We start from the raw sequence: 21,354 nt of genomic DNA, 5'->3' as shown, positions 1-21,354 counted from the left end.
TCCTGGCCAGCATTGACGCTGGCATTTCTCCGGCAGGCACCGTGTTCAGCGGCGCCCGCCGCACACTGATCCTCGCACTAGGCCTTGGCCAACGCACGCCCTTTCGGGCGTTCCCGAGTCCGCTCGGGCGTCGCGGTCGATACCCGCCCGCCCCACCGCCACGGCAGCCCTGCGCTGCCCATTCACCACACGCCCTGGTCCTGTCGCCCACGCGCAGGGCCCAGGGCCGTGCCCATTCGTCCATCCCATCCGGGAGCTCGCCTCCCCGATGGGTCGGTGCGTTCCCCGCTTCCTTTCGGAGAACCACCGATGGCTCGCCATTCCACGCCTTCGCTGTGGCTGCCCGGATTCGATCCGGACAGCCCTGATCTTCCTGATCCGTCTCCCGAGATAGATCTGTTCAGCGCACCGCCTTCTGTCGAGGCGGTCCAAGTCTCCTCCTCCTGTGCGATTGCCGAACTGGAGCCGCCACCCGCAGCGACACCGCGTGCGAGCTGGCGCATCATTGACGGCAAGAAGCCTGACACACCGCACAGCCCGTGGCCGGCTCTCGGCCGCGAGCAACTGCTCGGACTGAATGGCACCGTCACGAAGTTCGAGGCCAACGTGGCCGCGATCCAGGCGCTGCAGAGCCTCGAAGCCGGCCAGCAGCCTGCAACCGCCGACCAGCGCCACCAGTTGGTTCGGTTCACTGGCTGGGGCGGTCTGCCCGCCGCCTTCAACCTCGAAGGCACGGATCCGTCCTGGCGCGCCCGCGCCGGCGAGCTGCAGGCCCTGCTGCCCGACGACGACTACGAGTCGGCCCGGGCCTCGGTCAACAACAGCCACTACACCGAGGTCCATGTAATCGAGGCCATGTGGCGAGCGGTCGAACGCTTCGGCTTCGCCGGTGGCCGCGTGCTCGAACCTGCGGCGGGCGTCGGGCATTTCCTGGGCGCCATGCCCGCGCGCTCGCCGAGCGCAGCGCGGTCACCGCCATCGAGATCGACCGGCTCTCCGGCCGGTTGCTGCAGGCGCTGTATGCGCCGCATGGCGCCGACGTGCACATCGCTCCGTTCGAGAAGGTGGCCCTGCCCGAGAACTGGTTCGACCTGGTGATCGGCAATGTGCCGTTCGGCAACTACCCGGCCGCCGATGCGGGCCCCAAGCCCTATGCGCGGTTCCGGATCCACAACTACTTCTTCGGCCGCGCGCTGGATCTGGTGCGCCCCGGCGGACTGGTGTGCTTCATCACCAGCACCGGCACGATGGAGGCCCGCGACGACGCCGTGCGCGAGTACGTGGCGTCACAGGCCGAGCTACTGGGCGCGATCCGGCTGCCCCGGGGCGCGTTCGCCGGCCTTGCCTCGACCGACGTGCAGACGGACATGCTGTTCCTGCGCAAGCGCCACCCCGGCGAAGCCGTGAGCGGCGCCTGGATGGAACGCGTGCTGGTCCCGGACGGGCTGCGCCACCCGCGCTGCCCGCACAAGTACCTGCAGATCAATGCCTGGTACGCCAGCAACCCCGCGTTCTGCATCGGCCAGGTCACGCAGGAGAGCAACGGCTACGAGGAAGTTCCGACCGTGATGTTCGAGGGCGACCTCGAGCCGGCGCTGGCCGAGCGCATCGCGCTGCTGCCCAGCGGCGTGTACACCCCGGCCAAGCCGGTGGTGCTGGCGTCCGTGCGCGCCGCCGTACCGGCCGAGCCCGGTGCGCGGCCCGGGAGCTTCCGCGTCCACCATGGGCGCGTGCACCGGGTCGAAGGCGCCGAGCTGGTCGACCTGCATGACAGCCTGAATGCCACTCAGCGCGCCCGCATCGCCGGCATGTGCGCGATCCGGGACCATGCCCGGGCGCTACTCGACGCGCAGCTGGCGCAGGATGGTGACGAAGGGCTGGCGCAGTTGCGGGCGATGCTGGGTGGCACCTACGACCGCTACGTGTCGCGCCACGGCTGCCTGAGCACCCGGGCGAACGCGCTGGCCTTCCGGCGCGACCCGGACTACCCGCTGCTGCTGTCGCTGGAGCACTACGCCGAGGAGTCGGACACTGCGCGCAAGGCGGCGCTGTTCACCCAGCGCACGCTGCGCCGGGTGTCGGCCCCGACGGCGGTCGCCGAGCCCACCGAGGCGCTGGCCGCGTCTGTGCAGTGGCGGGGCCGGGTCGATCCCGGCTACATGGCCCGGCTGCTGTCGGCGCCCCAGGAGGAAGTGCTGGCCGCGCTCTCCGAGGCCGGGCAGATCTTCCTGGATCCCGCTGACGATGCCTGGAAGACCGCGGACGACTACCTGTCGGGCAACGTCAAGGCCAGGCTCAAGCAGGCGGCGCTCTCGGGCCCGGCCCTGCGCCGCAACGTGGAAGCGCTGGAGCGCGTGCAGCCCGAGGACCTGCCGCCCGCTTCCATCGAGCCGCGCCTGGGTGCGGTCTGGATCCCGGCGGGCGACGTCGAGGCCTTCATCCATGATGTGCTGGAACTCAAGGACTGCAAGGTGTCGTACTCGGCCGAGGCTGGCGCCTGGTCGGTGACCTACCCGAATGGAGCGCGCGGCACAACGTCAAGGTGGCCCAGGAATGGGGCACGGCGCGGATGAACGCCATCGAGCTGGTGCAGGCCGCACTGAACGTGCAGGTGCCGACGGTGCGCGACCGCGATCCGGCCACGGACCGCTACCACGTCGATCCGGCGGAAACGCTGGCGGCACGGGAGAAGTTCGGCGCGCTCAAGGACCGCTTCGCGGCCTGGGCTTTCGAGGACAGCGAACGCCGCGAGCGGCTGTGCCGGGTCTACAACGACCTGTTCAATGCCACGCGGCCGCGGCACTTCGATGGCTCGCACCTGAAGCTGCCGGGGTTCTCGCAATGCTTCGAGTTGCATCCGCACCAGCGGGATTCCGTCTGGCGCGCCGTGCAGACGGGCAACGTGGGCCTGTTCCATGTGGTCGGCGCCGGCAAGACCGCGGTGTGCGTGATCGCCAGTATGGAGATGCGCCGCCTGGGCTTCCTGTCCAAGCCCTGCCATGTGGTGCCCAACCACATGCTGGCCCAGTACACGGCCGAGTTCGTGCGCCTGTACCCGCAGGCCTCGGTGCTCATGGCCGGAAAGGAGGATCTGGAGGGCGACCGCCGGCGCGAGCTGGTGTCGCGCATCGCCACGGGCGACTGGGACGCGGTGGTCATCACGCACTCGAGCTTCGAGCGCATCCGGATGTCGCCGCAATTCACCGAGGACTACATCGCGGAGGTCATCCATGAAATAGAGATGGCGGTGCGTGCCGAGAAGAGCGGAGACCGGAGCAACCGGATCATCAAGCAGCTCGAGGCGCAGAAGAAAGGCTGGAAGGCTCGGCTGGAGCGGCTGGCCGCCGACCGGAAGAAAGACAATCTGCTGACCTGGGAGCAGTTGGGCATTGATGGCCTCTTCGTCGATGAGGCCCATCTGTTCAAGAACCTCTACAGGTTCACGAAGATGACGCGGGTCACGGGTCTGCCGCTCTCGAACTCGGAACGTGCGTTCGACCTCTACCTGAAGACGCGCTACACGATGAAGCTGCACGGCAACGCGCAGCGCGGCGTGGTCTTCGCGACGGCGACGCCGGTGGCTAACACCATGGCGGAGATCCACACCATGCAGCGCTACCTGCAGCCCCGGCGGCTAGAGGAGCTGGGCCTGCAGCAGTTCGACGCCTGGGCAGCGACTTTCGGGGAGTCGGTGACGGCGCTGGAGATCGCGCCGGACGGCAGCGGCTACCGGATGCACACGCGCTTCGCGCGCTTCATCAACGTGCCGGAGCTGATGGCCATCTTCGGCGAGGTCGCGGACATCCGCACCACCGAGATGCTGAACCTGCAGGTGCCGAGGCTGCGCGGCGGCAAGGCACGCACGGTGGCCTCTCCTGCTAGCACGGCGCTCAAGGCCTATGTGCAGACGCTGGTTCAGCGCGCCGAGAGGATCCGCAACGGGGAGGTCGATCCGACCGAGGACAACATGCTCGCGGTCACGAACGACGGGCGGGCGGCGGCGCTGGATTTTCGGCTGGTCGCGCCCGCGGCGCGGTTCGATCCGGAGGGCAAGGTTGGCGCCTGCACCCGTGAGGTGCTGGCGATCTGGCAGCGTACGGCGGATTTCCGTGGCGCGCAGCTGGTGTTCTGCGACCTGTCCAGCCCCAAGGGCGGCAAGGTCTTCAGTGTCTATGAGGACCTGTGCCAGCGGCTCCTGGAGGCCGGAATTCCTGAGAAGGAGATCGCATTCATCCACGATGCGGAGACTGACGCGCAGAAGGCCACGCTGTTCAAGGCGGTCCGCGAAGGCCGCGTGCGCGTGCTGCTGGGCTCGACCGGCAAGATGGGCGTGGGCACCAACGTGCAGACGCGCCTGGTGGCGCTGCACCACCTCGATGCGCCGTGGCGGCCCTGTGACGTCGAGCAGCGCGAGGGCCGCATCCTGCGCCAGGGCAACGAATGCGAGGAGGTCGAGATCTTCCGCTATGTGACCGAGCAGAGCTTCGACGCCTACATGTGGCAGACGCTGGAGACCAAGGCGCGCTTCATCGCGCAAGTCATGCGCGGTGACAAGGGCCTGCGGGCCATCGAGGACGTGGAGCTGGCCACGCTGAGCTACGCGGAGGTCAAGGCGCTTGCTTCGGGCAATCCGATGGTGATCGAGAAGGCTGGCGTGGACGCGGAGGTGGCTAAGCTCTCCACCCTGTTCTCGGTCTGGCGCAACCAGCGCTGGGCCAACGAGAGCGAGGTGGGACGGCTGCCCATGCTGATCGAGTCGCTGGAGCAGAAGCTGGTGCTGCAGGCCGAGGATGTGGCCAAGGCGGAGCCCCAGACCATGGCGCAGATCGCCGTGGAGCTGGGAGACCGGCGGATCGCCGGACCGGATGCCGTGGGCGACGCCTTGCGCGAGCTCGTCAAAACCGCCCGCGCCGCCATCCAGGGCAGAGCCCTGCTATCGGGCCAGATCCTGGGCCGCTTCGGCGGCTTCGAACTGGGCCTGCAGGCCATCGGCACCGAGGCCGTCCCGGCGTTCTTCCTCGCGGGGCGCTGCCGCTACGACGCCGAGCCCTATCAGACCGGGCCCGGCCTGGTGTCCGCGCTGCTGGCGGCGCTGGCTTCGGTCGGCGAGCAGCAGTCCAGGACGGGCGAACAGCTCGCCCTGCGGCGCAAACGGCTGGAAGACCTCCAGCTGGAGCTGGCCCGGCCGTTCGAGCACGAGGTGCGGTTGACCACCCTCTTGGTGCGCCAGCGCGAGCTGCTCAAGCAGCTCGACCTCGACAAGGACGAGGCTGGCAATGCCAGCCTGGATGGAGAAGCAATGCGCCAAGCTGCCTGAGTTCACGCCCTGTCACCGAAAGGTGGCGGGGCGTTTTTTTCTTGCGCAACGAAATCGGACAACTCCACAAACCACGGCATTCATTCCCGAGTAATGCGCGGGAAGCTCCGTGCCCTCATACAATTCCGCCCAAGGCGCCCGCCCTACTTGCACGCGAGTAAAAACAGGCATCTTCTCCAGATACTGCCAATCTCCCTTCAAGGCCTCGTCGTCGGGGACTTAAACGCGTGCGTCTGACCCGATCCGGCGAGGTGACACCGAAGGAAGATGCATGTCTTTGAAACAGCTGGTGCATACCGCGCACCAATCCCTCCAGGCCCAGGCCGGCTGCGACGTCCGCCGCAGCCATGTCTACGAGTTGCTCGCCGCGGCACTCGGCTACCAGAGTTGGGCCTCATTCCATGCCGACGCGCTCCTGGTGGATGCTGGTGCCGGCGTAACGCCCGACGGAATAGCGCCCCGGGTGTCTGGCCGGGCACGCCAGATGGGCTATCCCCAACCCTCCGCGGACACCTTTGCCCAGGTCCTGGCCACTTTCACCTCCGAGCATCGGCTTGGCGCTCTGCGGTGGAGTGCGCTGGAACAGGTGCTGTTTCCGCCTCGGCTGCGTGACGAAAGCGATGCCGCCGACGATGAGGCCGACGACTGGGAAGACGAAGAGGCCGACTGGGATGAGCCGCCCGCGCCGGCAAGTGCTCCAGCAGCGGTGCCGGAACATCTCCGGTCATCAACGCTTTTGCTCGAAATCCTGAAACAGACCGCAGCACAGAATCCGCGGGCGCACTTCATGCTGGCCGCGCTCCATCGCTGCGCCAAGCCCAATCCCTATCTCTACGAGGAATCGCTCAAGGGGCGGGAGCTGAACAGCATCGAACAGGGCTGGGTTGAGAACTACCTCCGGCTGGAGCCCCGGTATCGCCAGTACCAGAGCCACCTCAAGGCTGCGGCCATAGGTGGCGTGCGCGCCGCCGCGCTGGAATACGGTACGGTTTTTGAAGACGGCGAGTTCATCGCGCTGGCCGAAAGGCTGGACGGTGATGTCGATGCCCTGGAGATGGCAAAATCGGCCGCCACACCGGAAGCCCGAGGACGCTGGCTTCGCCAGGCGGCCGAGGAAGGCTCCTGGCAGGCACTGCAAGAAATGGCACACCAGGGAGATCCGTGGGCAGAAGATCGTGTGGGCTCCAAGGCCGATAGCGGATGGCTGCGCAGGGTCGCCGAGCGTGCCCTCGACCAGGGCGACGCCCACCGCGCCTGGACCTGGCAGTATGTGGCGCTGGCCCGCGGCGCCGACCTGACGCGCTCGACGCTTGCGGCCCGCCACGATGGCGGGCTCAATGACGGCCAGTTCTATGACAGCGATTTCGGCGGCCCCTTGTATGTCGATGGAGATGAAGGCCTGAACCTGCCGGAAATCAGCAAAGCTGATCACAAAGCCGCGAAGGCAAAGGCCCAGGAGATCTTGCGGCACTAACGAAGGCCTTCTCAAGGCCCGCCGCGACATGCATCTCACCTGGTCTAGCCACCCGCAACCGCCGTACCAAGCCGTCGATTACGGTGGGTGTTTCCCCGCCCGGTGAACATGCGGCCGCGCGCTCGCCATACTGAAGGGGCTTCCCATGGACATCGCGTCCATAAAGCCTTCCTCGCGGTTTCGGCCGCGCCGAAGTCCAGCCCTGCTGGCGTCGCAGTCGTTACCTGCCCTCGAGTTCCCTGGCATCTGCCGGGGCGGCTGCTTCGGCTGCCGAGAGCGTCCGCCGGCGTCAGCGCCGACCTTTCTCCTTGACGCGCCGCCTCACTGCGGCGCGCCATTGAGCAGGGGCCCTTGCCGCAAGGCACAGGGCCCTCATCCCATGCCGGTCCTTGAGGCCGGTGCCGAGCCGCTTCGCGCCAGCGAGGCACACCCGAACGGGGACCCCAGTCCCCGCCAGGGTTGGGCGTTCCCCTTTTTCACCGAAGGAGAACCCCATGTCTGCTGTCCCTGCAGCCAGAGCATCGCACCGCGTCCCGGTGCTGTTGGGCGGATCTGGCCTCGCCAGTCCCCTGCCCGCAGCGCAGCGCAAGCTTGCGCTGCTGTTGCGTCCCCTGCCCTGCCTCGGCAAGTGCATGGGGCTCCCGTGTGCGGCGTGCCCTGCGGGAGGTTGACCATGTCGGTCGATCTGTACCGCCGGCGCATTGCCGCCACCGTCGTCGAACTGGCCCGGGACGATCCGTTCCTGGTCAAGGAGGTCATCACCCGCCTGCGCACGGCGGGCGAAATCGAGGCCGACGATCTGGTCTATCTGGACCGGATCGCCGACCGCTGGATCACGATTGCCCAGGCCAACGCACAGCGAGGCAGTTCAGCGCACCCGCGTCAAACGCACGGCTAGCGAGGCTCCCTTCGCCTGCGCCATCGCCGCAGCGATCTTCTCCAGCAGTTCCGGACGTTCCTCGGCCAGCGTGCCGGCCCATCGGGCCAGCGCCTGGTCGAGATCGTCTTGCGTTCGCGCCCCGCCGACACCGACGCCGAGTTTTCGGAGTTCGTCGGTTTCGGTGGGCGTGAACCGGAGTGAGTGGCCTGCACGAAGCATGTGTGGGCTTTTCAAGGCGTGTGGGATGCCAGCTTAGCAAGGCAGCACACCGCCGCAACCCCTGGGAGACTGACGCCTCCCGAACGGGGCCTGGCGCGTGCTTCCCTCTCGCAAGGAGTAACGACCATGACTCTCAACGCCTCCCGCACTCGTCCGAAGCGCAACGCCATCGGCCTTGAGGAAGAGCGCGCCTGGGTGTCCTTCTACCGGCGCGCCGGCAAGGATCCGGCGATCGCCGCTGAAGTGGCGGCCCAGCTCGAAGCCGATATCGAGATGAAGCGCGAACACCTGGCGCTGTACCTGTGCTGCCGCGAATCGCTGCGGCTGCACCAGGCACGCGAGGCGCGCAACCAGCGCTTCGGGCAATTCGTGCGCTGGCTGCTCAGTGGACTGTTCGTCCGATTCCCAGCCAACGCGCGCCGCGCCATCGGCCGGGGAAGTGACCTCGCCGCAGCATGTCTGCCCGAGACCAGCGTTGAGCCGGCCGCTGCGCAGGTTCAGCGTTTGAGCAAAAGCCCCAAGGTCCGCGCCGCACGCGCGGCGTTCAAGGCACCATCTATCGTTGCAGAGACACCCGCACCACCGGCTGCCGTCGACGCAATGGATGCGGCGCCTCGAGCGGCTCAGGCCAACGGCTGAGCCTGGCACCAAGTTCTCCTGGCCTATGGCCGGGGAACTCGGTGTTTCTGCCTCGATAGGCAGACCATCAGACAGCCCCCCATCCCCACAGCGCTCACGCCATCAGGCCGCCAGACAACGCGCAACCTCCTGGTCGATCATCCAATGCAGGAACTGCGTGTCGTGCGAAACGCCCCAATAGTGCGCCTTGCACTTCGCCACATACGCATCGAGATCCGCGCGCGTGCGGATGCCGGCCGGCTCGATGTCGGTCAGCCATTGGAAATACTCGATTTCCTTGCTCGTCAAACGGATCTGCGCCCCAGGCGGATCATGGTGAACCCCCTTGATGGCCACCATACTGACGCCAAAAAACAAACTTGAGGGCGAATTAGCGGAGCCTGAGCAAAAAATATCTTGAGTGACACCGGAGTGACTTTTGAGTGTCACAAGACCATCAGTGGCATCCATCAGACTCTCTCGGCGTTGACGATTCGCGACATCACGTGCAATCGCCACCCGAATTCGGCAATGAATGAGCGGTTTATCACCACGGTTTACGGCCTGCACACGTTTTCCCCCTTGTGACGCAGCGAGGCCAGGGCGACACTGCCCCAACCCACTTTCTATTCAGATAAAGGCCCTCCGGCCAGTCGCCGGCGCCGCAATCGCTACGTGCAAAGACCACCGTGCCGACAACCGTTGCGCACCACATTCCCGCCGGGGACGCCGTCCTCGTGCTGCACCGTATCAGCGGTGCCGAAACCATGTTTCTGGGAACGTTGACACTCATGGTGGCCTACCTCTGCAGGGTTGGCGAAGTCCACAAGGCTTCCCGAACCCCATGCCGGCATCGCCACACAAGGAGTAACCCCCATGCACACCCAATGCATTGAGCAGTTGCGCGAATTGGCTGAACCTCTGGCCGCGCTTTCGCTGAACCATCTCACGCCGGCGACGCGGCAAAAGCTGCGAGATGACGACCTGTCCGTCAATGCCTACCCGACCGACTTTGGAGGCTTCGTCTTCGTAGGCTCACCACGCTATCGCTCCCCTGCGGAATCCGACCTGGCAACGATTTTCGAGGCCGCCGAGCGAGCCGGAATCGTCTGGCTCAAATTCGACAGCGAGGCCCCCGCCGTCCAGGGACTGCCGACCTTCTCTCCCCAAGATCCCCTCTTGTGAGAACGCCCTGGTGCCGACTCGGCGCCGGGAGCAGGCCCGCCTTCATCGCCATCACTCGACAGGAACGGCACCTGCGTCCATCCGCAGCGCCTCCAGGTCAATCACTGCATCCGCCATGCCCGCCAACTCGGGCGTCTGCGAGACGAAGAACTCGCGCCGGTAGCCTCCCAGCCGCAGCACCTCCCGCTTCATTGCGCCGAACATGCGCTTGCGTTCCGGATCGAGCGCGCCATCGGCCTCGTCCGAGAACAGCGTTTCATAGTGCCGCTCGCTGATCTGCGCCAGGTACAGCGCCACGGCCCGCACCAGGCATTCGTTGATCCAGACCCTCTCCCCTCCGCTCATCAGCCGCACGCTCTTACTTTCCCCTGACTCGGCGTCGTGCACCACGATGTCGAAATCTTCCCGCTTCTCCCCCTTGACCGTTTCCGCCTGCGTGACGATGGATACCGTGAAGCGCGGCCGTAGCAGGCCAGCAGCAGATCGTTCGCCAGACCCGACAAGACCGGCCCAGCGTCGTCGATCGCCAGGGCGATCAGGCCATCATTGCTCATGCAGCGTGCCAGCAGAGTCCAGTCGCCGATGGCGCTTTCGATAAGCTGGCTGCGCCGACGGGCCGCCGCCTGGCGTTCCGACAATGCCTCCCGCTGCTGGCGCAGTGCGGCCAGGCTCTGCACCTGTTGCAAGGCTTGTACATGGTCACGCTGTGCAGCCTCGTGTGCGGTGACGGCGTGATCCAAGGCAGCGCTCGCTGCGGACAGGATTTCATGGTCGAAGGGCTCGGGCAGCGTTGCCAGCACTCCATCCAGTCGGACCAGCGCTTGCTGCAGTCCGGCCGACTGTTGTTGCCGCTGTGTGCCGATGGCTTGCATCGCCGCCGTGATGGCTTCCCGTTCCTCCCGCTCTGCGCGGGCTTCGGCCGAACCGTCCTCGCCACCGGCCACACCGAGGCCTGTCAGCTCATCCCGCGCGTCGGCAAGACGCTGCCGGGCGACCTCCATGTCGTCGGCCTTCGCTGCAAGCAGCGCCAACGTGGATGCCCGATCCCGTGCACGCTCCAGGTCCCGCTCTGACAGCTCCAACTGGACCCCAACGGAATTCATGGCCAAGACGCGTGCCTTGACGGCCCGGCCCTCACGCTCAACCCTGGCCTTCTCGTCGACCAGACGCTGCAGCACCGCGTCAGCGCTGGGAATCAGCGCCTGGGCTTCGCGGGCGTCGGCCAGCAACTGGCATCGCCCCTGCAACGGCATGCCGCTGCAGGGCACCTCGGCGGTCAGGCCGAAACGGCGCCGCAGTGCCTGCGCCTGCAGGGCCGCCTGCCCCGCCTCACGCTCGATGCCCTGCACTCGCTGCGCCAGCATCCGCAATTGGCCGCTGGCCTGCTCCCAGTCTGCCAATTGAATCCTCGCCAGACGAACACGCTCCGCGCGCCGCGCCAGCAGGTGTTCGGCCAGCGGCAGGCGCCGAATTGCGCGCCGCACCAGAGGCTCGCTGGCCAGCAAGGCATTGCATTGCGCCTGCACGCCCTCCAGACGCTCCCTGCTGAGGCGGGTCTGGGCCTGCCGCTGAGCTATCCGGCGGGTCAAGCGTTCCAGCCGCAGGCCCTCCCCGCTCTCCCGATCCGCCAGTTCCTGCATCGCGCGACGAACAGCGGTCTGCGTCGCTTCCCGCTCCGCCAACAGTTGGGTCCGCCGGGCATCGGCCTCACGGGCATGGTCGCGCTGCGCGGTGACCTGGGCGCAGGCATGCCGAGCGACCTCCAGTTCGGCGGCTGTGGCCGTCACGGCATCCTGGGCTCGTCCGGCCAGGGCAGGCGCATCCGCAACTTCTCCCCATGAGGTTGCCAGCCGGCTGGCCTCGACTTCCATGCCAAGAGTCTCCTGCCGCACCGCTACCAGCCCCGCCTTCAGGAGCTTGGCCGTATCGCCAGCCTTGCAGCCCAGTTCGCGGATGTGCTCCTGGCCCAGCAGGTCGGCCAGCAGTGTTTTGATTTCCGCGTTCCGGTAGTCGCTGAGCTGGCGCTTGCCCTGGGCGCCAAAGACCGAGGTGAAGAAGGTATCGGCGCTCCCGCACAGATGTTCTACGCAGCGCGTATAGGTGTCCGCCTTGCCGTCCGACACCGTGCCGTCCTCAAGAATGACCGGGCGCCATGCTCCCGTATCGGAGAGTACAAATAGGAAGGCTTCCGTTCGGCGCCGGCCGTTGAGCCGGATCACGACCTGGGAACGGTAGCTACGCCCCTCCAAGGCCCAGACCAGATCCTTCTCGTTCTCCGGAAGGAAGACATGGTCGTAGTAGCTAAAGCCGCCCGTACCCGCCGCTGCCGCGCGCGAAGGCATGGTGAGGTATGGGTGCATGTTGTCGAGCACCGTGGTCTTGCCGCGCCCATTGGCGCCTGCGATGGCGACCAGCTCGGCCCCATCGCACAGGGCCTCGAAGTCCAGGGTCAGGACATCCAGGCCCAGGCCATCGCGGATGCCGCGAAAGCCCTTGAGGGTCAGGGAAAGGAGTTGCATGGCGATGATCTCCATGGGATTGGTGCAATCCAGTTTCCCGTGAGGCCGGGGAATATCAAGGGCTTGGAGACGCCAATGGCTTTCTCTGCCGTTCATCGAATGGATGCTCCAGAGGATGAGCGAGTCAAGATCACAAATCCCTTTTGTAGACAGCAACTTACGGAAATCTACAAAGGAGGTAAAATAGCCCTCGAAGGATCAACTGCTCCGCTGCCATGAACACACTCAACCGCATCAAACGCTCTGTCGCCAACCGCAGCGACGACGTGCTTCTGCGCAGCGAGTTCGATCAGTTCGGCAGTGCCGCCCAGGTGGGCCGCGCTCTGCGCGAGTTGCTGATGGACGGCACGCTGGTGCGCCTGGGCCTGGGCGTCTACGCCAAGGCCAAGCCGAGCGTGCTGACCGGCAAGCCCATTCCGGTCCGGCCGCTGGAGGTTCTGGCCCCGGAGGCGCTGAACAAGCTGGGGGTGACCGTCATGGCCAGCCGCCTGACCCAGGCGTACAACGCCGGGCGCAGCACCCAGGTGCCCGCGGGCATCGTCTTCAACGTCGGACGGCGCCGCATCGCTCGCAAGCTCGGTTTCAACGGCAAGGCGATCCAGTACGAACACGCATGAGGGTATTGGCGCCCGAGCGGCGGGAACTGATCGAGGCGCTCATCGCGGAGGCGGCACCTGGCGGGATCACGGCCGGCCTGCTGGAGAAAGACGAGCACCTGACCGATGCGTTGCGGGCCCTTTTCGCCTTGCAGCCCGAAGGCGTGCAACTGGTGTTCTGTGGCGGCACCAGCCTGTCCAAGGCCTATGGACTGATCGAACGCATGTCCGAGGACGCGGACCTGAAGGTGGTGATCCCGGATGCCGGTCAAGCATCCCGGGCCGAAATCCGCCGCCGGCTTTCCGCGCTGAAAGCCCTGGTGACCGAAACGCTGGCCGGCATCGGCCTGGTCGAGGATCCTGCCAAGGGGCTGGCCTTCAATGAGAACCGGTACTTCTGCAGCGAATGGAGTTATGCGCGGCACTATGGCTCCGCCGCGGGGCTGCGCCCTCACCTGCAGATCGAATTGACGGCACGCACTCCGGTTCTACCTGCGCAAGTCTGCCGCATCGCCACACTGGCCGACCAGCTCGCCGGCCGCAGCGATCCAGCCTTCCAGGCGCTGGTGGTCGCCGTGGCCGAGACGGTCGCGGAGAAAGTCCTCTCGTTCCTGCGCCGCTACGCCCAGCATCGCGCCGGGCTGATGCGCCAAGCCTGGGATACAGCCCTGGTTCGGCACCTGTACGACGTGCACAGCATTCTCCAGCGCCAGCCCGACGTGCTGGCCGACGCCCGACGGGCATTCCCCGTGCTGGTCGCGGGCGACCAGAAGGAGTTTGGCGTCCAGTTCCCAGACTTTGCCGCAGCACCCCATCAGGTGCTGAGCGGCGCATTGCGACAAGCCCGTGCGGATACGAAGATCCAGGCGGAGTTCACCGGCAACCTGCTGCCCCTGGTCTATGGCGGCGGCACACCCGCGTTCGAGCAGGCTTTCGGGGACTTTGAGAAGGCGGGGTCCACGCTGCTGGACACGCTGCGCTAACCGGTCTGTCTCAGCGCCCCATTCCTTCCATGCCCACTTCATGACCATTACAACGACCCAGCCCCCCGAAGCCGAACTTGAAGCACGCATCGACGCCACGCTGGAGCGCGTCTTCGCCGGTGTCACCCAACTCAGACACCAGTCTCGATTCAAGCTGCGGGTCGGGCGCACCGTCCTCGAGGCTGGCGTGGCCGACTATGTCGAGGGCCGCGCAGACATCATCGTCTACAAGGGTGACGTGGCGGTGGCCGTTCTGGAACTGAAACGGGAAGGGCTTGCCCTCACCGCCGATGACGAGGCGCAGGGACGCTCCTACGCCCTGCTGGCCCAGGCCCCTATCGTGGTGATCACCAACGGCGCGGACACCAGGATCTACCAGACGCACGACATGGAACTGCTGTCGGGCGCCACCGTTGATGAAGTGGAGCTCGCGCGCCGGATCGAAGCTGCGGCAACCGCCGCGCAGTCAGGTGTCACAAGCGCCGTCAGCAAACTGCTCGGGACCGATCTGGGACAAAGCGCGGTCGCGGCCATCACGTCTGGCGAGTTGGAGGAACTGACAGGGGACTGGAACTCCGGCGAGCGCTTCGTCGACCGATTCCTTGTGCCTCGCCAGGCCACGAAGGATCTCAGAACCGCCTTGCGGTCGGGATCCTACAAAGTTCTCCTCCTTGCCGGCCCTCCGCTGTGCGGCAAGAGTTCTGTATTGCGGGAGCTGGCACTGCAAAGCCACGACGAACCATGGGACATTCTGTTCGTCGAGGGGGCTCCTGCAGCGAAGGACTGTTCCGGCGGCTTGCAAATGTGCTCGCCATGCAATTTGGTTGGCCAGCCACCCCGGACGAATCCAGGGTCTGGCTGCGCCAGCTCGCCAGCCAAAGCCAGCGCACCCTCATCCTGTGCCTCGACTCCCTGCCAACGGCCAACCCGACCATGGCCAGCGAATTGGACGAGATGCTGACCACCTTCGGCGAGCGCATGCGCATCGTCGTGGCGGTCGACGAGAACGACGTCGACGGGCTGACGCTCAAGCCTAACGGCAGGGAGCGTACGAGATTGAGCCGCCACAGCGGGCTGGTCAAGGTCGGCAACTACGATGACGACGAGTTCGAAGTTGCCAAGGGCGCGCTGTGGGCGCTGGGAGGCGGCCTCGTCGATGGAGCCCAGTATGCGCCGGAGCTTCGAGCCCCTTGGGTCCTGCGCGCGGCGGTCGCAAGCAGCATGCAAGGCAATCCTCCTGGGAAGGTGGTGATGCTGCCGCCTCTGCTCGGCGCGGAAATGTTCGAGGTCGCCGACGAGAGATTCGACAGTCTCGGCGAGTTGCGCGATGATTTCAGGCGACTGGCAGCGGCTTACCTCGAGGATCTGAATTCGCATCGACACCATGGGGATGTGCTGGCCGCGATTTACCTGTTCTCCATCCGGCAGGAGGTAGTGAAGGAACACCTCGAACGGGAAGCCATTCGTGACCTGACCCGCGCCGGTCTCATTCGCCGAGACAAGGCGTTCTCCGGAGACACGGTGTACGTGGTCCGGGTTCCTGAACTCTTCGGATTCGAGGTGGCAGCGCGGCTTGCCGCGCGCCTTCCCCGGCGCGTTTCGAAAAGCGCGGATGACGCCGCGAAATGGATCATCACGGCGTGCTCTCGAATGCCATTGGGTGACGCCATTGGTGCTCATGCCATCTCAAGGGCCATCCACGATCTCGGCGGCGCTGGCTACCTGGCACTGATCAATGGCCTCCTGAAACAGCCACCACGCCGACAGCAGTTGGGAGCGGGCGCGCGCATGGTGACGCTCATGCCAGACCACGGCCTCGTCGACATCGAGGTGGGTGAAAACGGCACGCTGACCTTGCGTTCACGCGCGAAGCATGGGGCTCCGGTACAAGTGGAAGTTGACGACGAGGATCTCACCACCATGACCAGCATGGACGGCTGGCTGATCCTGTCGCAGATGCGGGAGTTCCGCTTGGCCTTTGTCGACCACGAGGAGGGACTCTCCAACGTGGCCGCGACCTTACTCCTGGAGCTGGGAACCTGCCCCATGGTGCTGCGGCGGCCCAGCCGCGACCTCGAAGGGTTCCATACGCACGAGATCGATGGGCGGAGATGTCATGCTTCAGGAACGGCATTGCGGAGCCCGTCGTGTGGGCGATGTCAGAGCTCCTGCTCCACGACATTCCCGGCGTCGACCGCGAGGCCTGGGTTCAAACCGCGGCCGCGAGCGACTGTCCGCCGCTCATCCATCGTCTCGGGCTGGCTCTCACCCATATCGCCAGGCTGCAGGGTAAGAGCGAATGGGCGGCCGACATGATGGAGCGGTTCTACCGGCCGGCATGGTCCGCCCTGCCCTCGTTTCACTGACTCCCGACACGACCGCCCCCAATCAGCGCATACCCGGCCTCTGTGTCTCCACCTGCATCGCGCACAACGACCCTGGGTTGAGACAGCGGATCCGGATCCTCAGACCAGCTCGCTCAGCGATTCCGGCAACACATGGCGCGTCGATGGGGTTGAGTCCGTATCGCTTCCGATCAGCCTTGCCGCGATGACCTCGGGCTGCGCGTGGTCCAGCGCGGCCATGCAGGCCAACAGCGGTTCAGGGCGAACCTCGGCCACCTTCGCCCAGGCGCGCAGCTTGTCTTCCAGGTGTGGCAGTTGGGAGATGCCGGCCGCGCGCGTGCGCACCACTGGAACGATGCGCCCCTCCAACTTGGCCTCGGCCGCGCCTACCAGCATGCGCTGGATCGCCTCGCGGTCGACCGCGCCGCGGTCCTCGTCCGCGACGGTCCAGCGCACGCGCACGCTGGCGCCTGTCACATCCTGGCGCGCGATTGCGTCTCGCAGCAGATCCAGATCCGGGCGCCCTTCGAAGACGATGTCGATGGTGCGGCGCGCCGGCGTGGCCTCCAGAGTGCAGCGTGCATCGTCGGCACCGACTTCCCAGACCAGAAAACCCTTCTCGCCCTCCTCGCCGTAGTGAAAGCGACCGATCGACCCGGGGTAGGCGATGAGCTGCTTGCCTCGGTCACCCTGCCGGCACCAGGCCTGGTGCCGGTGGATGTGGCCAAGCATGAAGGCCTGGGCCTCGGCCGCGAAGAGCGCACCGGTCGTGAACTCGTGGTCAAAGCCCGCCATCGGCACGCCGTGCTCGCTCACGCAGCCGAACACCGTCCCGTGCGACACGCCGATGGTGGGCAATCCTCGCTCGCGCGCCAGTCGGTGGGATGGTGCCCAGCCGGCCAGCAGGCGCTCCAGGTGCTCGCCAACGGCCTGGGCGGCATCCACCGCCCCGACCGCAGCCGCCAACTCAGCCTTGTTGACGGTCGGCAGACAGGAAAACACGGCGACGGCATCGCGTGGCAATACCTCGAAGCGCCAGTCAGGGCAGCGCTGCCAGCCCCGTCCGCGCGTCAGCACCACCTGCCCGATGCCTTCGCTCACATGGATGGGATGACGGCCACCCAGCGCCCGGAAGATCCCGAGCGTGCCCGGCGGCTCGTGGGAGTAGGTGCCCTGCAGCAGCAGCACGGGACAGTGGTCCGCGAGCCGCCGCACCTGCGCCACCAGCCGCCGGGCCGCCGGGGCGTGCAGGTCGAGCGCATGGTCGGTGGCATCCCCAGAGATGACGGCGGCATCAACGCTGAGCGCTGCTGCGCGGTCGATGGCCGCGCCGAAGCAGCGGTCCGCCTCGGCCAGCGTCCGGCTGCCGTAATGCAGGTCGGAAAAATGGGCAATGCGCATGGTCGTCTCCTTCACGCCGACGCGCGCAGCTCGACGTCGATCTTGTCGGCATAGCCCCGCGGATCGTTACGATAGCGCTCCAGTTCATCCCAGGCCCGGCCCCTGCCATGCGGGTTGACCCGCCAGCCACGGCCCCATCGGCGATCCGCATAGGCCTGGTAGCGCTCCACCGGCAGGCCGATGCCTCGCACGCGCGCCAGCAACTGCTCCAGCGTCGGGCGGCCCGGGGACGGCTCCGCCTTCTCCGAACCGTCGGCGTCGTACGCCTCGACTGGTGCCTGCACCTCGCCAAGACCTTGCCCGCCAACTGCAGCACCGTCCAGGATCTGGGTCGCCAGGCGGGCTTGCTGGACGATTGCCTCCTCGTCTTCGTGATCCCGCAGCAGCGCCGTCACGTCCACGGGCGCCTCGAGTTCGATGATCCACTGGGGCACGCGCACCGCCCGTCCCTGATCGTCGATGTGCGGCACCTCCTTCAGCACCTTGGTCAGGAAGAAGGTCGTGCAGTCGCGTCCCAGGAATCCGGAAATGCGCCCGCCGCGCATCTGGGCGATGGCCTGGAAGCGCTGGATGGCGGCGCTCATCGCGTAGAAGCTCGTCGTGGGCAGCTCCAAAGCGCTGATCGAACGGATGCCGGGAATGAAGAACAGGAAGCGGCCTGTGAGATTGCACTGGCGGGCCTGGTATTCAGGGCAGGACTCCGGGTTGCAGATGCCGCCGTTCTGCTCCCGTTGCATGGTCTTGCGCCCGCCGAATATGCGGATCGTGCGGCGCCCGGTGTGGTCCACCGGCACCGGCGCGTGGCGCATGCAGTGGCGCACCAGCCCATCGGGCGAATACTGCGACCAAAACCGCTTTTCGTGCGTGCTCCAGGCCGCCAGCTCGTGCGGCATCACGGTCTGCCAGTGGTCGGACGGAAATACGACCGGGAAGCGGTACAGGCGATGGCCCTGCCCCCGATCCTCGCCGTAGGTGTCGAGTATTTCGCGTGCCATTTCCGGATTGGGGAAGTCCGCCCCGCGCACCGTGAACCACGGTACGTTGCGCGGCACCAGCGGGGACTTGAGCTGGGGCAGCGCCTGCGCCAGCGCCTTCTCGATCGCCTCGAACGATCGCCCTTCGGCCACGCCCTGGGTGTAGATGGCCTTGGCCTCGGGCTGCTCTGCCGCCTTGCGCGTGAGCACCATGATGCCGGGGCGGATCTTGCCACCAATGGGGATGCGCGCGGGGGCCTGGCCCAGCAAGGTCGGCAAGGAGTCCGGTCCTCCCTGCACCGTGATGATGGCTTGTGCCATGGAGTGCTCCTTCATGAACATCGGGACATTCCGATGGTTCATGCTCTCGCGTATATGGCCGTCATCAACCCCTGATGCCGGCTTGCAGCTAATCACGCAGTTGTAAGCCGATAGACCCGACATTCCCGAGTTGAATCTTCAAGATTGCCCAAGGCGTAGCGTAGACGGACAAGGCGCACACTTGGCTGATTCCGAACCCCCCTGCATTTCGCCTCGATTTCGGCTGGCGCGCAGACTGGCATTTGTTCAGCATGGAGCCATGATCAAGCTGGAGCAATAAGGAGCGATAGCGTGCAAATGGAGGAACCCATCGAGCCCGAAGAGGGAACACCACAAAGTTCCTGGACGCTCGCGATCGCGATGTTGCGTAATGTTCTGGACGGTGACACCTACGACGCCGTCGCATCCCGGCATGACATCACGCGCACGGCTGTCGAACGACGCATCAAAGCCGTCGCCATCCATGTCGCCTCCACCGCGGGCATCGCGGGACTGAATGCCGAGGGAGCGGCCTTCGTTCGCCGTCTCCGGCTGCATCGCGACGCCATTCGCGAGGCGCTGGACAAACTGGGCACTGAACCACCTGCCCATGCACGCCATGTCCGAGCTCTCACCGATGAGGAAATCAGCTCAGGTGCTTTGCGTATTCGAGGGCGCAGTCACCACCACCACGAGGATATGGCCCTCTACTACATCCTGCTCGCCACGGGCGCAAGACCGCTGGAGATCGCTCGCCTTGAAGTTCGCGACTATCTCCATGCCGACGGCACTGTGCGCCACATCTCGTCTGTTCGATCTGAGGTCGCCATCACGGGGCGAGAGCGTCCGCTTTTCTTCTGCAGCATGCGGCTCGAAGAAGCCTTGAACGCCTACCTGGCGGAACGCGTTGCCTCCCGGCAGGGATTGGGTGCCGATGGAGAATACAGAGGTCTCGATCCGGCCAGCCGGCTCTTTCTGTCCACCAACGGCCAGGGCTTCGAGATCAAGCCCTATGGCTCAAATGGCCAGAAGCGGTTCCGGTGCCGTGCCATCCAGGAAACCTACCGCAAGCTTTTCCGCTACGCGGAGCTCAAGCAGGTGACCGCGCTCACCGTGCGCCATACCGTGGCCGACCGCCTCTATGCGAGAGGCGCGGACGAATCCCAGATAGGACTGCTGCTGGGCATCGCCGACCGCAGCGCCGTGCGGGATCAATTCCCCCGGCCTCTGCTATCGCTGGACACCCTAACCACCGACCTGGTGTAGCGGCCATGAACGGGATCACAGCCGTTCCGGCCCCGGATGAGCAACGATTCTCCATCCGTGGCCAGATCTGGCAGATCACCGATCCGGGCCTGCAAGAGGCGCTCGCCCAGATTCATGACACGGCGGAACGGCCACGCTGCTTGTGCATACCCGACGGGATCGAGATGTACGTGGCACTGCACCGACAATACCTCATGAAACGAATGCCGGACACCGGCAAGTCCCATCATCCACTGTGCCCATCGTATGAGCCCGACAACGCCTATTCGGGACTAGGTGATCTGGTGGGCGACGCCGTGCTCGAAACGCATCCGGGCCATGTCGAGCTTCGCGTCGACTTTCCATGGACACGCGTTCATGGACGCGCCGTGGCACGCGGCGAACCTGACGAGTCGGGAGAGGTTTCGGTACCGCGCAGGCGCATGACCCTCAGAGCAGTCACGCACTTCCTGTTCGAGCGGGCCGGCTTCAATCGGTGGACACCGGCGATGTCCGGGAAGCGCAATCAAGGGGTGCTGTGCAAGTACCTGCTCGAGGCCGCCGCAGAGATCGATATCAAGGGCAAGTCCCTGGCCGAAAGGCTCTACGTGCCCGAGCCCTTCAGCGAATCCGCAAAGGCCGACATTGCGCAGCGCCGGCGCGCTAAGCTGGCGGTGCTGCAACCCCATGACGGCCAAGCACCGCTCGCGCTGGTGATCGGCGAGTTCAAGACCTGCGAGCGGGGAGACAACGGCTGCCGCATCCGGATCCGCCATATGCCGGATGCTCCGCTTCTGATGGAATCACGCGCATGGGATCGCCTGGCTCGCACCTACGCGGCCCTGCTGGAAGCTCGCGATGCCGATTCCGGTCACCCCGTCCGGCTGGTCATGGCGGCGCTGATCCACGCGCGGCGGGAGTTCACCTACGAGATCGATGCCGCCAGTCTGATGCTGGTCAGCGAGCAGTGGATCCCCGTAGAAGGGGTGCACGAACTCCCCCTCATCGATGCCTTGATCGCGCAAAGACGGCGCTTTCTCAAACCGTTGCGCTATGACGCCAAGGCGGTGGCGACCTTCCCCAATGCTCTGCTGCTGGACTGCGGCGCCACGCCCGTCCCCTTGCATCTGACCAGTGAATTCACGAGCCCCAAGGACCGGGCCCTCAAGGAAAAGGCGATTCACGCCAGCGAGAAGTCAGGCCCTTGGCATTGGCATACCGCCCTTCCGATACCGCCGCTGCCGGCCAAAACATCGGGCCAGCACCTCTGACCTTCACCTGAAGCTCTGGCTGCCCAT

General features: G+C 65.9%; 20 protein-coding genes. 14 read left to right on the top strand and 6 right to left on the bottom strand.

Features of this window, described 5'->3' with window-relative positions; all coding sequences use genetic code 11:
- Window positions 1-309: 309 nt before the first annotated feature.
- The 6 genes from H9K75_RS24425 (at window position 310) to H9K75_RS24405 (ending at window position 7,689) form a co-directional block, all read left to right on the top strand.
- Entirely contained in the window at window positions 310-1,098 is a 789-nt protein-coding gene (locus H9K75_RS24425; protein ID WP_226858397.1) for a class I SAM-dependent methyltransferase, read from the top strand.
- Window positions 1,005-2,573: an Eco57I restriction-modification methylase domain-containing protein gene (locus H9K75_RS24420; RefSeq protein WP_226858396.1), complete on the top strand. Its 1,569-nt coding sequence runs from the start codon at window positions 1,005-1,007 to the stop codon at window positions 2,571-2,573. The genes H9K75_RS24425 and H9K75_RS24420 overlap by 94 nt, the downstream gene beginning before the upstream one ends.
- The gene (locus tag H9K75_RS24415; protein ID WP_226858395.1) at window positions 2,543-5,317 is read left to right on the top strand and encodes a helicase-related protein; all 2,775 of its coding nucleotides are present in this window, start codon (window positions 2,543-2,545) and stop codon (window positions 5,315-5,317) included. The genes H9K75_RS24420 and H9K75_RS24415 overlap by 31 nt, the downstream gene beginning before the upstream one ends.
- A gap of 271 nt (window positions 5,318-5,588) precedes the next feature.
- Window positions 5,589-6,791 (top strand): hypothetical protein, encoded by a 1,203-nt coding sequence (locus tag H9K75_RS22670; RefSeq protein WP_187724226.1) that lies wholly within the window; start codon window positions 5,589-5,591, stop codon window positions 6,789-6,791.
- Between the two features lie 494 nt (window positions 6,792-7,285).
- Window positions 7,286-7,462 carry a hypothetical protein gene (locus H9K75_RS24410; RefSeq protein WP_226858394.1) on the top strand — a complete coding sequence of 59 codons (177 nt, stop codon included), beginning with the start codon at window positions 7,286-7,288 and terminating at the stop codon, window positions 7,460-7,462.
- A gap of 2 nt (window positions 7,463-7,464) precedes the next feature.
- Window positions 7,465-7,689: a hypothetical protein gene (locus H9K75_RS24405; RefSeq protein WP_165961698.1), complete on the top strand. Its 225-nt coding sequence runs from the start codon at window positions 7,465-7,467 to the stop codon at window positions 7,687-7,689.
- Here the strand turns inward: H9K75_RS24405 and H9K75_RS22660 are convergent.
- A complete protein-coding gene (locus H9K75_RS22660) occupies window positions 7,660-7,890 on the bottom strand; it encodes a hypothetical protein (RefSeq protein WP_187724225.1) in 231 nt (76 codons plus the stop codon). The two genes, H9K75_RS24405 and H9K75_RS22660, sit on opposite strands and share 30 nt — an antisense overlap.
- Before the next feature lie 126 nt (window positions 7,891-8,016).
- Between H9K75_RS22660 and H9K75_RS22655 the strand changes: the two genes are divergently transcribed.
- Window positions 8,017-8,529 (top strand): hypothetical protein, encoded by a 513-nt coding sequence (locus tag H9K75_RS22655; protein ID WP_187724224.1) that lies wholly within the window; start codon window positions 8,017-8,019, stop codon window positions 8,527-8,529.
- A 102-nt stretch (window positions 8,530-8,631) separates the two neighbouring features.
- On the opposite strand, the gene H9K75_RS22650 is transcribed toward H9K75_RS22655, so the two are convergent.
- Window positions 8,632-8,979, bottom strand: coding sequence for a hypothetical protein (locus H9K75_RS22650; protein ID WP_226858393.1), 348 nt, complete (start codon window positions 8,977-8,979; stop codon window positions 8,632-8,634).
- Window positions 8,980-9,384: 405 nt separating this feature from the next.
- Between H9K75_RS22650 and H9K75_RS22645 the strand changes: the two genes are divergently transcribed.
- Window positions 9,385-9,693: a DUF5983 family protein gene (locus tag H9K75_RS22645; RefSeq protein WP_187724223.1), complete on the top strand. Its 309-nt coding sequence runs from the start codon at window positions 9,385-9,387 to the stop codon at window positions 9,691-9,693.
- Window positions 9,694-9,744: 51 nt separating this feature from the next.
- Here H9K75_RS22645 and H9K75_RS24400 read toward each other — a convergent pair whose 3' ends face one another.
- A complete protein-coding gene (locus tag H9K75_RS24400) occupies window positions 9,745-10,083 on the bottom strand; it encodes a hypothetical protein (protein ID WP_226858392.1) in 339 nt (112 codons plus the stop codon).
- The gene (locus H9K75_RS22640; RefSeq protein WP_226858391.1) at window positions 10,038-12,227 is read right to left on the bottom strand and encodes a DNA repair protein; all 2,190 of its coding nucleotides are present in this window, start codon (window positions 12,225-12,227) and stop codon (window positions 10,038-10,040) included. Before H9K75_RS22640 ends, H9K75_RS24400 begins: the two co-directional genes overlap by 46 nt.
- Window positions 12,228-12,427: 200 nt before the next feature.
- Here H9K75_RS22640 and H9K75_RS22635 point away from each other — a divergent pair, with 200 nt between their 5' ends.
- Genes H9K75_RS22635 through H9K75_RS22620 form a run of 4 tightly spaced genes read left to right on the top strand, consistent with a single transcriptional unit; the run spans window position 12,428 to window position 16,107 of the window.
- Window positions 12,428-12,829: a DUF6088 family protein gene (locus H9K75_RS22635; protein WP_187724222.1), complete on the top strand. Its 402-nt coding sequence runs from the start codon at window positions 12,428-12,430 to the stop codon at window positions 12,827-12,829.
- Window positions 12,826-13,791 carry a nucleotidyl transferase AbiEii/AbiGii toxin family protein gene (locus H9K75_RS22630; RefSeq protein ID WP_187724221.1) on the top strand — a complete coding sequence of 322 codons (966 nt, stop codon included), beginning with the start codon at window positions 12,826-12,828 and terminating at the stop codon, window positions 13,789-13,791. The genes H9K75_RS22635 and H9K75_RS22630 overlap by 4 nt, the downstream gene beginning before the upstream one ends.
- 40 nt (window positions 13,792-13,831) lie before the next feature.
- On the top strand, window positions 13,832-14,752 hold the full coding sequence (locus H9K75_RS22625; protein ID WP_187724220.1) for a type I restriction enzyme HsdR N-terminal domain-containing protein: 921 nt from the start codon (window positions 13,832-13,834) through the stop codon (window positions 14,750-14,752).
- Complete coding sequence (locus tag H9K75_RS22620) at window positions 14,725-16,107, top strand: hypothetical protein (RefSeq protein ID WP_187724219.1); 1,383 nt, start codon at window positions 14,725-14,727, stop codon at window positions 16,105-16,107. The genes H9K75_RS22625 and H9K75_RS22620 overlap by 28 nt, the downstream gene beginning before the upstream one ends.
- A gap of 149 nt (window positions 16,108-16,256) precedes the next feature.
- Here the strand turns inward: H9K75_RS22620 and H9K75_RS22615 are convergent, their stop codons facing one another.
- Both H9K75_RS22615 and H9K75_RS22610 read right to left on the bottom strand, forming a co-directional pair.
- Window positions 16,257-17,537 (bottom strand): metallophosphoesterase family protein, encoded by a 1,281-nt coding sequence (locus tag H9K75_RS22615; protein ID WP_187724218.1) that lies wholly within the window; start codon window positions 17,535-17,537, stop codon window positions 16,257-16,259.
- 11 nt (window positions 17,538-17,548) lie between these two features.
- The gene (locus H9K75_RS22610) at window positions 17,549-18,874 is read right to left on the bottom strand and encodes a recombination directionality factor (RefSeq protein ID WP_226858390.1); all 1,326 of its coding nucleotides are present in this window, start codon (window positions 18,872-18,874) and stop codon (window positions 17,549-17,551) included.
- Between the two features lie 255 nt (window positions 18,875-19,129).
- Between H9K75_RS22610 and H9K75_RS22605 the strand changes: the two genes are divergently transcribed.
- Window positions 19,130-20,077: a site-specific integrase gene (locus tag H9K75_RS22605; protein WP_226858783.1), complete on the top strand. Its 948-nt coding sequence runs from the start codon at window positions 19,130-19,132 to the stop codon at window positions 20,075-20,077.
- A 5-nt stretch (window positions 20,078-20,082) separates the two neighbouring features.
- On the top strand, window positions 20,083-21,327 hold the full coding sequence (locus H9K75_RS22600; RefSeq protein ID WP_187724216.1) for a DUF1173 domain-containing protein: 1,245 nt from the start codon (window positions 20,083-20,085) through the stop codon (window positions 21,325-21,327).
- Window positions 21,328-21,354 lie beyond the last annotated feature (27 nt).

Source organism: Diaphorobacter aerolatus (genome assembly GCF_014489535.1).
Lineage (GTDB): Bacteria > Pseudomonadota > Gammaproteobacteria > Burkholderiales > Burkholderiaceae_C > Diaphorobacter_A > Diaphorobacter_A aerolatus.
The sequence above is the reverse complement of the archived record's forward strand: the minus strand, read 5'-3'. Positions and strand labels throughout refer to the sequence as shown.

Bases quoted from the DNA above. Each gene is read 5' to 3' on its own strand.
- H9K75_RS24425 (WP_226858397.1), top strand. From the start codon at position 310: ATGGCTCGCCATTCCACGCCTTCGCTGTGGCTGCCCGGATTCGATCCG.
- H9K75_RS22670 (WP_187724226.1), top strand. From the start codon at position 5,589: ATGTCTTTGAAACAGCTGGTGCATACCGCGCACCAATCCCTCCAGGCC.
- H9K75_RS24410 (WP_226858394.1), top strand. From the start codon at position 7,286: ATGTCTGCTGTCCCTGCAGCCAGAGCATCGCACCGCGTCCCGGTGCTG.
- H9K75_RS24405 (WP_165961698.1), top strand. From the start codon at position 7,465: ATGTCGGTCGATCTGTACCGCCGGCGCATTGCCGCCACCGTCGTCGAA.
- H9K75_RS22660 (WP_187724225.1), bottom strand. From the start codon at position 7,890: ATGCTTCGTGCAGGCCACTCACTCCGGTTCACGCCCACCGAAACCGAC.
- H9K75_RS22655 (WP_187724224.1), top strand. From the start codon at position 8,017: ATGACTCTCAACGCCTCCCGCACTCGTCCGAAGCGCAACGCCATCGGC.
- H9K75_RS22650 (WP_226858393.1), bottom strand. From the start codon at position 8,979: ATGGATGCCACTGATGGTCTTGTGACACTCAAAAGTCACTCCGGTGTC.
- H9K75_RS22645 (WP_187724223.1), top strand. From the start codon at position 9,385: ATGCACACCCAATGCATTGAGCAGTTGCGCGAATTGGCTGAACCTCTG.
- H9K75_RS22640 (WP_226858391.1), bottom strand. From the start codon at position 12,227: ATGGAGATCATCGCCATGCAACTCCTTTCCCTGACCCTCAAGGGCTTT.
- H9K75_RS22635 (WP_187724222.1), top strand. From the start codon at position 12,428: ATGAACACACTCAACCGCATCAAACGCTCTGTCGCCAACCGCAGCGAC.
- H9K75_RS22630 (WP_187724221.1), top strand. From the start codon at position 12,826: ATGAGGGTATTGGCGCCCGAGCGGCGGGAACTGATCGAGGCGCTCATC.
- H9K75_RS22625 (WP_187724220.1), top strand. From the start codon at position 13,832: ATGACCATTACAACGACCCAGCCCCCCGAAGCCGAACTTGAAGCACGC.
- H9K75_RS22620 (WP_187724219.1), top strand. From the start codon at position 14,725: ATGGCCAGCGAATTGGACGAGATGCTGACCACCTTCGGCGAGCGCATG.
- H9K75_RS22615 (WP_187724218.1), bottom strand. From the start codon at position 17,537: ATGCGCATTGCCCATTTTTCCGACCTGCATTACGGCAGCCGGACGCTG.
- H9K75_RS22610 (WP_226858390.1), bottom strand. From the start codon at position 18,874: ATGAACCATCGGAATGTCCCGATGTTCATGAAGGAGCACTCCATGGCA.
- H9K75_RS22605 (WP_226858783.1), top strand. From the start codon at position 19,130: ATGGAGGAACCCATCGAGCCCGAAGAGGGAACACCACAAAGTTCCTGG.
- H9K75_RS22600 (WP_187724216.1), top strand. From the start codon at position 20,083: ATGAACGGGATCACAGCCGTTCCGGCCCCGGATGAGCAACGATTCTCC.